Source organism: Gaetbulibacter sp. M235 (assembly GCF_043876835.1).
Taxonomy (GTDB): Bacteria; Bacteroidota; Bacteroidia; order Flavobacteriales; family Flavobacteriaceae; genus Yeosuana.
This window is the reverse complement of record NZ_JBAWJZ010000009.1, coordinates 1-13,906: the sequence shown is the minus strand read 5'-3', so window position 1 is coordinate 13,906 and position 13,906 is coordinate 1. Positions and strand designations below refer to the sequence as shown.

The 13,906-nt window shown below is 30.9% G+C and carries 14 protein-coding genes and 1 tRNA gene; 7 read left to right on the top strand and 8 right to left on the bottom strand.

Annotation, left to right across the window (positions count from 1 at the left end):
• Window positions 1-129 precede the first annotated feature (129 nt).
• Window positions 130-474: a DUF6249 domain-containing protein gene (locus tag V8G69_RS13655; RefSeq protein WP_394882601.1), complete on the top strand. Its 345-nt coding sequence runs from the start codon at window positions 130-132 to the stop codon at window positions 472-474.
• A 56-nt stretch (window positions 475-530) separates the two neighbouring features.
• Here the strand turns inward: V8G69_RS13655 and V8G69_RS13650 are convergent, their stop codons facing one another.
• The gene (locus V8G69_RS13650) at window positions 531-1,196 is read right to left on the bottom strand and encodes a M15 family metallopeptidase (protein WP_394882600.1); all 666 of its coding nucleotides are present in this window, start codon (window positions 1,194-1,196) and stop codon (window positions 531-533) included.
• 44 nt (window positions 1,197-1,240) lie between these two features.
• On the opposite strand from V8G69_RS13650, the gene V8G69_RS13645 reads away from it, so the two are divergent.
• The 6 genes from V8G69_RS13645 (at window position 1,241) to V8G69_RS13620 (ending at window position 8,604) form a co-directional block, all read left to right on the top strand.
• Window positions 1,241-1,600 carry a MauE/DoxX family redox-associated membrane protein gene (locus tag V8G69_RS13645; RefSeq protein ID WP_394882599.1) on the top strand — a complete coding sequence of 120 codons (360 nt, stop codon included), beginning with the start codon at window positions 1,241-1,243 and terminating at the stop codon, window positions 1,598-1,600.
• A 6-nt stretch (window positions 1,601-1,606) separates the two neighbouring features.
• On the top strand, window positions 1,607-2,200 hold the full coding sequence (locus tag V8G69_RS13640) for an alpha-ketoglutarate-dependent dioxygenase AlkB family protein (protein ID WP_394882598.1): 594 nt from the start codon (window positions 1,607-1,609) through the stop codon (window positions 2,198-2,200).
• Window positions 2,201-2,907: 707 nt separating this feature from the next.
• Window positions 2,908-3,834 carry an alpha/beta hydrolase gene (locus tag V8G69_RS13635; protein ID WP_394882597.1) on the top strand — a complete coding sequence of 309 codons (927 nt, stop codon included), beginning with the start codon at window positions 2,908-2,910 and terminating at the stop codon, window positions 3,832-3,834.
• Between the two features lie 263 nt (window positions 3,835-4,097).
• Window positions 4,098-5,408 (top strand): DUF819 domain-containing protein, encoded by a 1,311-nt coding sequence (locus V8G69_RS13630; protein ID WP_394882596.1) that lies wholly within the window; start codon window positions 4,098-4,100, stop codon window positions 5,406-5,408.
• A 77-nt stretch (window positions 5,409-5,485) separates the two neighbouring features.
• The gene (locus V8G69_RS13625) at window positions 5,486-6,184 is read left to right on the top strand and encodes a DUF4369 domain-containing protein (protein ID WP_394882595.1); all 699 of its coding nucleotides are present in this window, start codon (window positions 5,486-5,488) and stop codon (window positions 6,182-6,184) included.
• Window positions 6,185-6,300: 116 nt separating this feature from the next.
• Window positions 6,301-8,604 (top strand): transglycosylase domain-containing protein, encoded by a 2,304-nt coding sequence (locus V8G69_RS13620; protein WP_394882594.1) that lies wholly within the window; start codon window positions 6,301-6,303, stop codon window positions 8,602-8,604.
• A gap of 80 nt (window positions 8,605-8,684) precedes the next feature.
• On the opposite strand, the gene V8G69_RS13615 is transcribed toward V8G69_RS13620, so the two are convergent.
• The 7 genes from V8G69_RS13615 to V8G69_RS13585 all read right to left on the bottom strand — a co-directional run.
• Window positions 8,685-8,758 (bottom strand) — tRNA-Thr (locus tag V8G69_RS13615).
• A 61-nt stretch (window positions 8,759-8,819) separates the two neighbouring features.
• A complete protein-coding gene (locus V8G69_RS13610) occupies window positions 8,820-9,089 on the bottom strand; it encodes a hypothetical protein (protein WP_394882593.1) in 270 nt (89 codons plus the stop codon).
• A gap of 124 nt (window positions 9,090-9,213) precedes the next feature.
• Complete coding sequence (locus tag V8G69_RS13605; protein ID WP_394882592.1) at window positions 9,214-9,624, bottom strand: 6-pyruvoyl trahydropterin synthase family protein; 411 nt, start codon at window positions 9,622-9,624, stop codon at window positions 9,214-9,216.
• A complete protein-coding gene (gene idi / locus V8G69_RS13600; RefSeq protein ID WP_394882591.1) occupies window positions 9,608-10,147 on the bottom strand; it encodes an isopentenyl-diphosphate Delta-isomerase in 540 nt (179 codons plus the stop codon). The genes V8G69_RS13605 and idi overlap by 17 nt, the downstream gene beginning before the upstream one ends.
• A gap of 86 nt (window positions 10,148-10,233) precedes the next feature.
• Window positions 10,234-12,168: an OmpA family protein gene (locus tag V8G69_RS13595; RefSeq protein ID WP_394882590.1), complete on the bottom strand. Its 1,935-nt coding sequence runs from the start codon at window positions 12,166-12,168 to the stop codon at window positions 10,234-10,236.
• Window positions 12,169-12,185: 17 nt separating this feature from the next.
• The gene (locus V8G69_RS13590; RefSeq protein WP_394882589.1) at window positions 12,186-13,115 is read right to left on the bottom strand and encodes a type IX secretion system membrane protein PorP/SprF; all 930 of its coding nucleotides are present in this window, start codon (window positions 13,113-13,115) and stop codon (window positions 12,186-12,188) included.
• 29 nt (window positions 13,116-13,144) lie between these two features.
• Window positions 13,145-13,906, bottom strand: a 762-nt coding sequence (locus V8G69_RS13585; protein ID WP_394882587.1) for a gliding motility-associated C-terminal domain-containing protein, incomplete at its 5' end; no start/stop codon positions are given.

Here is a 13,906-nt window from a genome sequence, read left to right as displayed (position 1 = left end):
GACGATAATAATTAGTTTTAGGTTACAAAAACATTTTAAAAAAATTTATTATAATGTGTAACCTAATTTAAAAAGGTGTCGTCATAAGCTATGAACACATTAAATATAATCAATTAAAAACAAACAATTATGGATAGAGTTTTAATACCAATCAGTATGTTTCTAGCTATTTTCGGAATAGTATATTTATTCTTATCTACAAGAAACAAAGAACGTTTAGCACTTATTGAAAAAGGTGCAGATGCCAGTATTTTTATGGGAGACAGAAGTAACCGTTCTCCTATTTGGAAAGTATTTTTGTTGAATTTAGCCTTATTATTAATGGCAATTGGCCTTGGTGTATTTATTGCATCTATTTTACAGTACAATTTAGGTGTTGATGAAGATGTAGCCTATCCGGGAACTATCTTCCTAATGTCTGGTATTGGGTTATTTGTAGGATTCAACATGACCAAGAACTTAGATAAAAACTAACTAAAAACACCAACCAAGCAATATTAAAAACTGCTTTCTAAATGAAAGCAGTTTTTTTATTCTATAACAAAATCAAAATACGTTTCCGGGAAAGGTTCTTGCCTTAAGGTAAAATGCCACCATTCTTTTGGGTAGTTTCTAAAACCATGTTTTAACATAACTTCTTGCAATAATTTTCTGTTTGCTTTTTGTTTTTCTGAAATATTTTGGTAATCAACCCAAGATTCTTCTCCAAAAAAATCATACGGACTTCCCATATCTAAAGGAATGCCGGTATTTCCATCTATAATTGTTAAATCTAAAGTACTTCCTTTACTATGACCAGAGTGGGTTGCAATATATCCATCCTGAAACAAATCACTTTTATTTACTTGAGGATAAAAAATATGTTTGTTTATGGTATCATTCAAATTTCTTGCCCAAATTATAAAATGATTTACAGCTCGTTGAGGACGGTATCCATCATACACTTTTAAACATAAATTTTGTTGTAATAATTCCTTTTGAACTTGTTTTAATGCCGTTGCGGCTTCTTTTGTTAAAATAAGAGAATTAGTTTGATAACCATCAATAGGTTTGCCAACAAAATTATATGAAGTATGATATCTTAATTCAACATTCAAATCTGGAATAACATTTTCCACATACACAAAACCTTCAGGTAATTGAGAAAATACACGGAAGCAAACCAAAAACAGTAACAAAAATAATTTAGACTTCATATCCAATTCAATTTAAGCTAATTTAGAGAAATTAATTTTTAGTTATGACCTATCCTTGGCATTTATACCTTATGTCTTTTTTATATATGATGGCAGGGGTTTTCCATTTTATTAAGCCAAAAATATATTTACGCATTATGCCAAAATACATTCCAAACCACAAACTAATGGTTTACTTAAGTGGCGCTTTTGAGATAGTCTTAGGAATTTGTTTATGCATTCCTCCATTAAAAAATATTTCCATTTATGGAATTGTTAGTATGTTGAGCGTCTTTTTGCTTGTTCATTTTTATATGCTTACAGATAAAAAGAAATTCGATAGTATTCCAAAATGGATATTAATTTTAAGAATTCCACTTCAATTTGCACTTATGTTTTGGGCTTATTGTTATTTAAAATTATAGAATGAAATGCTTTTCCAAGATGCAATAAATTTAAACATGAAAGATGCAGATGTGGTTTACTACGACCATTTTTTTAATAAAAATCTATCTGATCACTATTTCAAGTTACTTTTAAATTCTATTGAATGGCAACAAGATTATATAACAGTTTTTGGAAAAACATATTTGCAGCCACGGTTAACTTCTTTGTATGCCAACAACAAACTTCCCTATACATATTCAAATATTACAATGCAACCAAAAGCATTTACAAAAGAATTACTGGAAATAAAACAAGCTACTGAAAAAGAAATAAATACAAACTTTACGAGCTGTTTAGCAAATTTATATAGAAATGGTCAAGATAGTAATGGATGGCATGCCGATGACGAAAAGGAATTAGGCTCACAACCAATCATTGCATCAGTAACTTTTGGGGCAGAACGTATTTTTCATTTTAAACACAAATTTGAACCTCAGCTTAAAACAAAGATTATTTTAAATCATGGTAGCCTCTTGATAATGAAAGGTGATACACAAAAATTTTGGCAACATCAGTTACCAAAAACCAAAAAAATTATTAGCGAGCGAATTAATTTAACCTTTAGAATTATTGCATAAAAAAAACCAAGATCCCTCAATCTCGGTTTTTCGTCAATTTGCTTTTTTTTATTTTGAAGATAGATTTAGGGTTACCATAACTACTACAAAATGCAAATATTAATTAATTAATTAATCCATTGAACTAAAAAGTATGTTATTTAGTACACTTCAAATGTAAAACAATATTTCAATTTAACCGATAAAAAGTATATTTTTTCGATGAAATACAATATACTTTAACATTTAAGTATAATTTAGGATGTTTTTGAGAAAAAATAAGTACGAAAAGTAAAAAGAATATTAAAAATATAATTGAATAAGAATTTTAAATTCATTGCATAAAAAAACCGAGATCCCTCAATCTCGGTTTTTCGTCAATTTGCTTTTTTTTATTTTGAAGATAGATTTAGGGTTACTATAACTACTACAAAATGCAAATATTAATTAATTAATCCATTGAACTAAAAAGTATGTTATTTAGTACACTTCAAATGTAAAACAATATTTCAATTTAACCGATAAAAAGTATATTTTTTCGATGTATTGCACAATATTTTAACATTTAAACATAAATTAGCCTATTTTAAGTATAAAATAAGAGAAAAAATTCAATCATTTAATTTTTAATATAACGCTAAATAATCAACAACTTTAATATATTTTTACTACTTATAAAATAAAATCTATATCAAACAGTTTAAACAAAATAATCTATCGTTTAAAAAATGAAAACTAAAATTTTAGTATTATCATTATTATGTTTTGTTAAATCATTCTCTCAAAACAATACTTTCACTTCTCAAGATATCCAAGTTAACACTATAATTGATGGTACATTGTTGCTTCCAAATGAAGTTAATAAACCAAATTTAGCTATAATTATTGGTGGTTCTGGTCCTACAGACAGAAATGGCAATCAGAGTTTTTTAAATAATAATTCATTAAAAAAACTAGCAGAAGATTTAACCAATAATGATATTGCCACTTTTAGGTACGATAAGCGTATAGTAAAACAAATTAGAACTGGAAAAATAGATCCTAACATTATGTTTGATGATTTTGTTACTGATGCAATTTCTGTTATAGAATATTTCAAAAACAGCAAAAACTTCAACCATATTTTTGTAATTGGTCATAGCCAAGGTAGTCTTGTAGGTATGTTAGCAGCTAAAGACAAAGCAGATGGATTTATTTCTATAGCTGGACCTGGACAATCTATTGACAATATTATTATTGAGCAAATTGGTAAAACCTATCCTGTTTTAACAAACGATGCCAAAAGAGTAATTGAGAGCTTGAGAAAAGGAATAAAAACCAATGATTATCCACAAGAATTAGCTACTGTTTTCAATAAAGATATTCAATCATTTATGATGAACTGGATGCAATACAATCCAGTTGATGAAATTAAAAAACTGCAAATGCCTATTCTTTTAATTAATGGAACTAAAGATTTGCAAGTAGAACCAAAAGAAGCTGAATTATTGAATGAAGCCGTTCCAAATTCCACATTAAAATTAATTGATAAAATGAACCATGTGCTAGTTACAATTGATGGTGATAATTTAGAAAATTCAAAATCTTACAATGAACCTTTCCGAAAATTATCAGACGAACTTATTGAAACAATCTCAAATTTCATTAATCAATAACAACCTGATTCTTTTAAACACAACAAATGCTTGTGTCTAGACTGTTTAAATATAAAAAAAAGCATCCAAAAAGGATGCTTTTTAACTAACCAACCAAAAATATAATTACATTCTCAAGTTTAAAGTAACCACTCAATAAACTTTTAATTCTGAATGCAACAATTATTATAATTCAATGATTGTGCCAAATTATCAATTTAACATAATCTTAATAATACTTTATATTGTAATATTTTGGTATTTTTAGCCAAAATAAAATTTACATGGATAATTCTCCTTTGTTTACAGACGACACAATCGTATTTGGCTTACTAATGATTGCCTTAGGGCTCATTTTTTATACAGAATCAAAAACATCAGGTTTTTGGTTAAAATTTTATAAAATTGTTCCGGGTCTATTCGTAGCTTATATGCTACCCTCTTTATTTACAACCATAGGTTTAATAGCTCCTGAATGGGAAACCATTAATGCATCCGGTGAAATAACAAAGCATAGTTCAAATTTATACTATGTTTCAAGTAGATATTTGTTACCCGCAGCTTTAGTATTAATGACTTTAAGTATCGATTTAAAAGCTGTATTTAATTTAGGATGGAAAGCTTTAATCATGTTTTTTACAGGAACTTTGGGAATTATAATTGGTGGCCCTATTGCTATATTATTAATTTCAATGATTTCACCTGAAACAGTTGGAGGAGTTGGACCAGATGCAGTTTGGAGAGGATTATCAACATTAGCCGGGAGCTGGATTGGTGGTGGAGCTAATCAAACGGCTATGCTGGAAATTTATGGGTACAACCAAAAATTATATGGAGGTATGGTATTTGTTGACATTGTTGTTGCAAATATTTGGATGGCCGTATTATTAATTGGAATAGGAAAATCAAATGCAATCGACAAATGGCTTAATGCTGACAATTCTGCTATAGAAGCTTTAAAAGAAAAAGTTTCTACGTTTACTGATAAAGTAAAGAGAAATCCGTCATTAAAAGATTTAATGATCATTGCCGCTATAGCTTTTGGGACAGTAAGTATTTCTCATTATTTAGCTGGGTTTTTAGCAAACTATTTTGAAGATGTTATAACAAAAATTGAGTCTCCTACTACAAGAAACATATTCACATTTTTAGATTCAGAATTCTTTTGGATGATAAGCATTGCAACCCTTATTGCCATAATATTATCATTCACAAAAGCAAAAAATTATGAAGGTGCAGGTGCGAGCAAATATGGAAGTGTTTTTATATACATCCTTGTTGCAACTGTTGGAATGAAAATGGATTTAACCCTTATTTTTAACAATACTGGATTAATTTTTATTGGCATTGTTTGGATGACTATTCATGCTGCACTATTAATTCTAGTAGCTAAATTAATTAAAGCTCCTTATTTCTTTTTAGCAGTTGGCAGTCAGGCCAATGTTGGTGGAGCAGCATCTGCTCCAATTGTAGCTGCAGCATTCCATCCATCACTGGCAACTGTCGGTGTTTTACTAGCGGTTTGTGGTTATGCCATTGGAACTGTTGGTGCCATTTTATGTACTATTTTAATGGAACTGGCGTCTGTAAGTTAATTGTAAATATTGTATTCACTTAATTTTTTTAAAACTTATAATTATCTGATATTTGCTCACTAAATTCTAATCATAAAATGAAAAAAATATCTGTTTTATTGGTCTTGCTTTTAATATTTTCATGTGGTAAAGAGCAGCACGACCTAACTGTAATTGGCAATATTAAAGGACTTAAAAAGGGAAGCGTTTATCTTAAAAAAGTAAAGGACACAGCTTTAGTAGTGGTAGATTCTATAGCCATAAGTGGAAATTCTCAATTTGAATTGCACAGTGATTTAGAATCTCCTGAGGTGTTTTTTCTCTATTTAGATAAAAACAGCAAAAGTGAAGATGATAGAATTCTGTTTTTTGCAGATAAGGGAACAACAGAAATAAATACTACTCTAAAGAATTTTGTGTTTGACGCTAAAATTAATGGATCAAAACAACAAAAAATTTTAGAAGAATATCGAATGATAGTGTCTCGTTTTAATGAAAAAAACTTAAATCTAATTAAAGAAAGTTTTGAAGCGCAAAAAAGTGGTGATACTTCAAAATACAATAGCATTCAAAATGAGTTTGATAGCTTGTTAAAAAGAAAATACTTATATACTGTAAATTTTGCTTTAAACAATAAAGATAGCGAAGTTGCTCCTTATTTAGCACTTACAGAAATTTATAACGCTCAAATTAAGTATTTAGATACCATAAATGTTTCTTTAACTACTGAAGTAAAAAATTCAAAGTATGGTAAAGAATTTCAATCATTCATTGATTCAATAAAAAGCAAAGAATAGCCTAGCACTAACCTACCAATTATTCTTTTAATATAATTCTTAAACATTATAGTCGTTACTATTAGGAAGCTCCTTAAAAATTGGCTTCCTTGTAACTTCTATTACTTAGCAAACCTATGTTTATAAAAAAACTATTAAAAAATAAATGGTTCAAATACGTTCTTAAAGGTATAATAGTTCTATTAGTTTTAGCTGTTATTTTTTTTACGAGCATATATTTAGGTCTATGGGGCAAAATACCTTCAACAAACCAATTAAAAAATCTTAAACAGAGTCAGGCCACTCAAGTTTTAGATGTTAATAAAAACCTCATTGGTAAATACTATATTTACGATAGACAATCTATCCCATATAGTGATTTTCCTCAACATCTTATTGATGCTTTAATTTCTACAGAAGATGCCCGATTTTATAAACATCATGGCATTGATACAAAAAGCTTATTCCGGGTATTTTTTAAAACAATCTTAACAGCAAATAAATCATCAGGAGGAGGTAGTACCATTACGTTACAATTAGCAAAAAATTTATTTGGCAGGAAAGATTTTGGAACCTTCAGCAGTGTTGTCAATAAAATAAAAGAAAGCATTGTTGCCACAAGAATTGAAGACATGCATTCAAAAGAAGAAATACTCACTTTCTACCTCAACACAGTACCCTTCCCTGATAATACTTATGGTATTGAAAGTGCTTCACTTAAATTCTTTAACGTTCACACAAAGCAACTAAATATCTCACAAGCTGCAACCTTAATAGGATCATTAAAAGCTAATAACAGTTACAACCCCAGGTTGTTTCATAAAAAGTCTCGATCCAGAAGAGATGTTGTTATTAAGCAAATGGAAAAGTATGGCTATTTAGGTTCTGAAGAAGCCTCAAAAATCATAGCAACTGATTTTGTTTTGGATTATCAATATTATGCCCCAAACCAAGGATTGGCACCCTATTTTAGAGCAGAAATCAAAAAACAATTAGATAGCATTCTGCAACAAGACAAGTTTAAAAAACCAGATGGGGAACCCTATAATATTTTTCAAGATGGCCTTAAAATCTACACAACATTGGACAATACCATGCAAAGGTATGCTGAAAATGCCATGCGTGACCATATGGCTGAGTTACAAAATCTCTATGAAAAAGCTTATGGACAAAATGCTCCGTGGTTAAAAAACAAACCTGCGTTTATAGCTTCAAAAAAACGTTTAACAAAATATAAATCTTTAAAAGCACTAAACATAACAGAAAAAGTTATTGAAGATTCTTTAATAAAACCGCAAGAAAAAGAATTGTTTTCTTGGGATGGAAATATCGTAAAATCCATATCAACTTTAGATAGTTTAGAATATTTTTTAAAATTTTTAAATTCAGGAGTGCTATCAATCGAACCATCAACAGGCGCCGTCAGGGCTTATGTTGGTGGCATTGACTATCTTTTTTTTCAATATGATCACGTATCACAAAGCAAACGCCAAGTAGGCTCAACCTTTAAACCAATTGTCTATACTGCGGCATTAGAGGCAGGCATGAAGCCTTGTACTTACTTTTCGACAAAAGCCATTACCTATACTGATTATGATGATTGGACACCAACAAACGCTTCCAAAGACGATAATGATGATTTAAATTTTTCATTAGAAAATGCATTGAGTAATTCTATCAACACCATAGCTGTAAAAGTATTATATGAAACTGGTATTGAAAATGTTATAGCCCAAGCAAGGGCAATGGGTATTACAAGCGACATGGACAAAGTTCCATCGATTGCATTGGGATCTTCAAACCTGAGTTTAATAGAGCTTGCTAAAGCCTATACGTCTTTTGTTAATGGCAGTAAACCTTCCACTCCTGTTTTCATTACAAAGATTGAAAACAAAGAAGGTCACGTTATTGCATCTTATAACGATTTAAACCCAAATAAGACCACAGAAAAAGCATTTAGTGATGATACCAGACAGGTCATGTTGGAATTTCTAAAAGCAACTGTTAATAATGGCACTGCACAACGATTAAGATCTAATTATAATTTAAATAACGATATTGCAGGCAAAACAGGTACAACGCAAGACAATAAAGATGGGTGGTTTGTTGGAATCATGCCTAATTTAATTACAGTGACCTGGGTAGGAAACGACAACCAACAAATTGGATTTAGTAATACTTCTATTGGTCAAGGAGCCAATTCTGCTCTTCCCATTTTTGCAAAATTTCTACAACAACTGAATAAAGACCCTAAGTATAACCTAATTACCAAAGCTTCTTTTGAAAAACCTTCCGATGAGGTTCTAAAGTCTTTAGATTGTGGATTAACAAAAAAAGATAATTTTTTTCAACGGCTTTTTGGAGTTGATATAAAGAAAAAAACATTTAAAAAGAAAAAGAAAAAAGGCTTTTTTTCTTGGCTTACGGGTGATAAAGATTAATGTTTTAGCACAAACATATTAATTTAAACAAAAACACATAAAAAAACTCCAATCACAGAAATGTGTTGGAGTTTTTGTTGAGCCGATAGAGGGACTCGAACCCACGACCTGCTGATTACAAATCAGCTGCTCTAGCCAGCTGAGCTACATCGGCGTTTTTAACGGATGCAAATATAATAGCAAATTTGATATCTACAACAATCCGTTAAAAAAAATTATCCTAGCTTATTAATTTTTTCAATTAAAGCTCTTCCTTTTTCTTCAAGTTCAGAATTAATCGCTTTAAAATGTGCTTTTTTATTCTCAATATTTTTATCATTTATTTTTGCAATTAATGCATCAAAAGTGTTAATAGCCTCATCTACAATAGCTTCACTCTTTTTATTATCCTTATCTGTGTTTGCGTATTCCCAAACATAAGCTGCTTCAATAATATCACCTAAAACATAATTAATGTCTTTTTTTAGGTTTCTAACATTTGCCATATTTAAAATTTTAATTTAGATGCAAAATTACACATAAACTTCTAATAGTGATATAATTTTATCACTAATTTAAATTTCAACTAAATTAGGAAAGGCTTTAGCAAAATCTATTTTAGCAAAAAAATTATTTACCTGAATAGGTTACAAAATTTCTTGGTGTTTCGTATAAAACAACTTCTAAATCGAACTTTGAATCTAGTTTTGCTTTAATCTTATTATAAATTACAACCACAATGTTTTCGGCTGTAGGGTTTAAGTCTTTAAATTCCGGAACTTCTAAATTTAAGTTTTTATGATCAAAGGAATCTTCAACTTCTTCCTTAATAATGTCTTTTAATGTTTTAATGTCGATAACATATCCCGTTTCTGAATCAATTTCTCCGGTAACACTAGCTATAAGTTCATAATTATGACCATGAAAATTAGGGTTATTGCACAGCCCAAACACCTCGTTGTTTTTCTCAAAACTCCAATCTTTTCTATACAATCTGTGAGCTGCATTAAAATGTGCTCTTCTGCTAACTGTTACTCTCATTGTCTAGAATATTTATGTGTTGATAAAATTTTTCAAAAATAATCTTAAACCATTCTGTATAAATTTCTGGATGCACAATCATATCGTCCTTTACCTCTTCTATATTCATCCATTTCCAATTGGCAACTTCACTTGTGTTAATTTTGGGATTCTTATTATACTTGCCAATTAAAATATGGTCAAATTCATGTTCTGTTAAACCGTTATCAAAAGGCGCTTTATAAATAAAAGAAATAGACTCTTGCAAATCAACAACAAACCCCATTTCATCTTGCAATCTACGTTTTCCAGCTTGTATATTACTTTCTCCATCGCGTTGGTGGCTACAGCATGTGTTAGTCCAAAGTCCTGGTGAATGGTATTTATCTAATGCTCGTTGTTGTAACATGAGCTCATTTTTGTCATTAAAAATAAACACAGAAAAGGCACGATGCAACAAAGCCTTTTCATGAGCTTCCATTTTAGGCATCAACCCAATTTGCTCATCAAATTCATTAACTAGAATTACATTTTCTTCTGACATGATGTAAAAATACCAAGTATAGCTTAATTATAAGAATTAAACTATAAAAAATAAATACTGAGATTGAGATTTTATAATCTGCTAAACTACATCTTGGTTATTATAAACTCGCTTCGTCTATTTTCTTGATGCTCTTCTTCTGTACAAGGGACTCCATTAGAACATTTGTTAACTAAACGCGTCTCACCATATCCTTTTCCAGTAATACGGCCACGATCTATTTGAGCCTTTTTCACAATAAAATCTTTGGTTGATTTATTCCTCTTCTCAGACAAGGTTAAATTGTAAGCATCGGCACCTCTTGAATCGGTATGCGAACGCACATCAATGGTCATATTTGGATACTGTTTAAGCACTTCAACAATTTTTTGTAGCTCTAATGCAGCATCTTGGCGGATATCGGATTTATCGAAATCAAAATAAATAATGGGAATATCCAATATTTTGGCTAAATCGTCACCAACCTTAATTTCTTGTTGTTCTTTTTCAAGTTCTAAAATTATTTTTAAATCCTGTTTTAAATTGGGTGTTACAATGCGTTTCTCATCAGCTATATATTTGTTGGATTCTCCACGCACCAAATATTCTTTTTCACAATCTAGATCAATTGAGAACCTTGCTTCTTCATTAGTTTTAATTTTAGAAAGTTCCCTACCAGTTTCATCTAAAAGAATCACTGTTGCAAACGGTATGTTTTTATGTGTCTTTTTTTCAACTACAACTCCGGTCAGAGTTTGCAAGCAATTAGGGATTATAAATGTATAAATATCGTCATCTCCTTTGCCTCCTTTTCTGTTGGAAGAGAAAAAGCCTTCTTTGGTCTCAAGATTTTCATAATATGCAAAATCATCTAAAGGACTGTTTATAGGTTTCCCTAGGTTTTCTGGTACACTTTCTTTTCCCTTGTTTCCGTTTTCAAACCCTCTTACCACATACACGTCCAATCCACCCAAACCTGGATAGCCATTGGATGAAAAATATAAATCACCTTTAGCGTTTATAAATGGAAAGGTGTCCTGTCCTTCTGTATTAATCTTAGTCCCTAAATTTTGTGGTTCTCCAAGTGTGCCATCTACACTAATTTCGGTCACAAAAATATCAGAGAGTCCTATTGTTCTGTTCATATCGGAAGAAAAGTATAGCTTAGTGCCATCTGCATTTATGGTTGGGTGTGCTACACTATAACTGTTACTGTTAAAATGTACTGGAGTAACATCAACCCATGTACCATCTGCATCATTGTATCTTGCTCTAAAGAGACTTAAGCGATTTGTTCCTTCTTCATCATTTTTAAGCTTATTCTCAAAAAAATTATTTCTGGTAAAAAACATAAATTTTTTATCGGGAGTAAAGGCTACTGAAGACTCATGGTACTTAGTGTTTAAATTATTTTGAAATATTTTAGCATCCTCAAAAGAATCAAAACTTTTTTCTGTAGCTGAATATAATTGTAAAAAGGGTTGATTATTCCACTTATAAATTTTTCCGTTGTCTCTTGCAGAAGCAAAAATCATTTTATCTCCCCAGAAAGTGGTTCCAAAATCTGAAACTTCTGAATTTATGTCTAGGTTATAAACCTTAAAATCTCTACTGAGTCCATCAATCATTGTAAGATAATCTACTGCCTTTGTAAAATACTGCCCTCGGGTATCATAAGATTTAGCATCATAAAATTTTTGCATCCATTTATCTGACTCTTTATAATTCTCTACAGATTTCAAGGCTTGAGCATATCTAAAAAAATACTCTGGATCCACACTAATACTGAAATTCATTAATTTACCATACCACCTGACAGCCTCATCCATTTTACTGTTGAAATAAAAAGCATCACCAAGTTTTTGAAAAAGCTCCTCAGACTCATAACCTTTTTCTGCCAGACGGAGCAAGATCTCTGTGGTTTTAATGTATCCAAAATCTTTATAGGCTTTATCAGCTTTATCAATGACTCCTTTTTGAGCGAAAATATTGCCTGTAGTTAAATATGTTAAAAACAAAATGATTAATATACGTGATTTCATGATTTACCAATTTTGTATTAAAAGAATCTAGGGGATAAGAACCTATTGTTCTTGAACAATTCAAACCTTAACATAACTTCGTGTGATCCGTTATTATATTTAGTCAAAGGAGTTGTGGTATAGTCAAAGGCATATCCTATATCAATTGCTGGTGTTATTTGAAACCCTATCAAAGCACTTACAGAATCATCCCATCTATAAGCCAATCCTAACGTAAGCCTTTCCTTAATCAAAAAATTGGCTGAGACATCAGCAATTAGTGGAGATCCTGAAACAGCTTTCATTAAAAAGGCTGGTTTAAAACTAAGATTCGGGTTGATCTCAAACACATATCCTCCAATAAGATAATAATGTAATCGCTCTGCAGCAGCAGAAAAGGTCACCTCATCAAAATGATCAGTTGTTAAAAAATTAGGTACAGAAAGACCTAAATACCAAATATCATTGTGCAAGTAAATACCGGCTCCAATACTGGGCGATTTCAAATCAAGATTATCTTGGTAGAGATTATCAGGAAATTGAAATTTTCCTTTGGTCCAATCAGAATTTAAAAAATGAATCCCTGCTTTAACTCCAAATGTCAATTCAGTATAGGCATTATCGTTCAAATAAATACTATACGAAAAATTAGCATCAAATTGGGTTTCGTTTGTAGGTCCTAATACATCGTTTACAACCGATATTCCCCAACCCATCCTATCATTGCTAAATGGAGCGTGAATTCCTATTGTTTGGGTTTCAGGAGCTCCATCTACACCAACCCATTGTGAGCGATACAACGCCGTAATACTGAGTACATCCCTTTGTCCTGCATAGCCAGGATTAATACTCATTGTATTATACATGTATTGAGTGTATTGTGCATCTTGTTGTGAAAAAATAACTTGAGGTATTACAAGTATTATTATACAAACACAATTGGTATATATATTAAAAAACAATTTCATGATAGTCTGATTTACGATTTGATTCTTGATTATCTGTTTAAATACAACCATCCAACAATAGGTTTAAGTTGATCATTAAGTGTAATCACATAGTAATAGGTGCCCTCAGGAAGTTCATTTGATTTATTAATAGTTCTCCTTCCATTTGAAGTACCATCCCAATCATTACGATAACCCTTTTTAGAATACACCAAGTTACCCCATCGATTATAAACTTCTAATTTATTATCTGGATAATTTTCAATACATTCAATAACAAAAACATCATTTACGCTATCTCCATTAGGTGAAAACTCATTGTAAACTGTTAAACAATCTATTGCTGGTAGTACTATTTCTAAACCTGCAGTATCTGAATCATTTGTATCATCAGTATCATCCTGGTCTAAATCAGTCAATTCAGCTTCATTAAGGTAATCTGGAACATCCATGACCTCAACCGAAATATTTACGGATTGTTTCTTTTTGACACCTATTAAAGGGATTCTCCATGCTCCTGAAATTTCGTTATAGACTCCTGTAGAAGCTGATTGAGAAACATACCTATAACCACTTGGTAAATTATCTAAAACTGTCACGTTTGTAGCCTCAAAATCTCCATTATTGGTTATTGTAATTGTAAACGTAATAACATCTCCAATACGAGCCGAACTAGTACTAACCTCTTTATCTACCTCTAAATCTATAGTTTCACAATCGTCTGGAATGCCGTCACCATCGGTATCTGTTTCACAGACATCTCCGATGCCATCACTGTCACAGTCCTCTTGTCCTGGGTTGGATATCGCTGG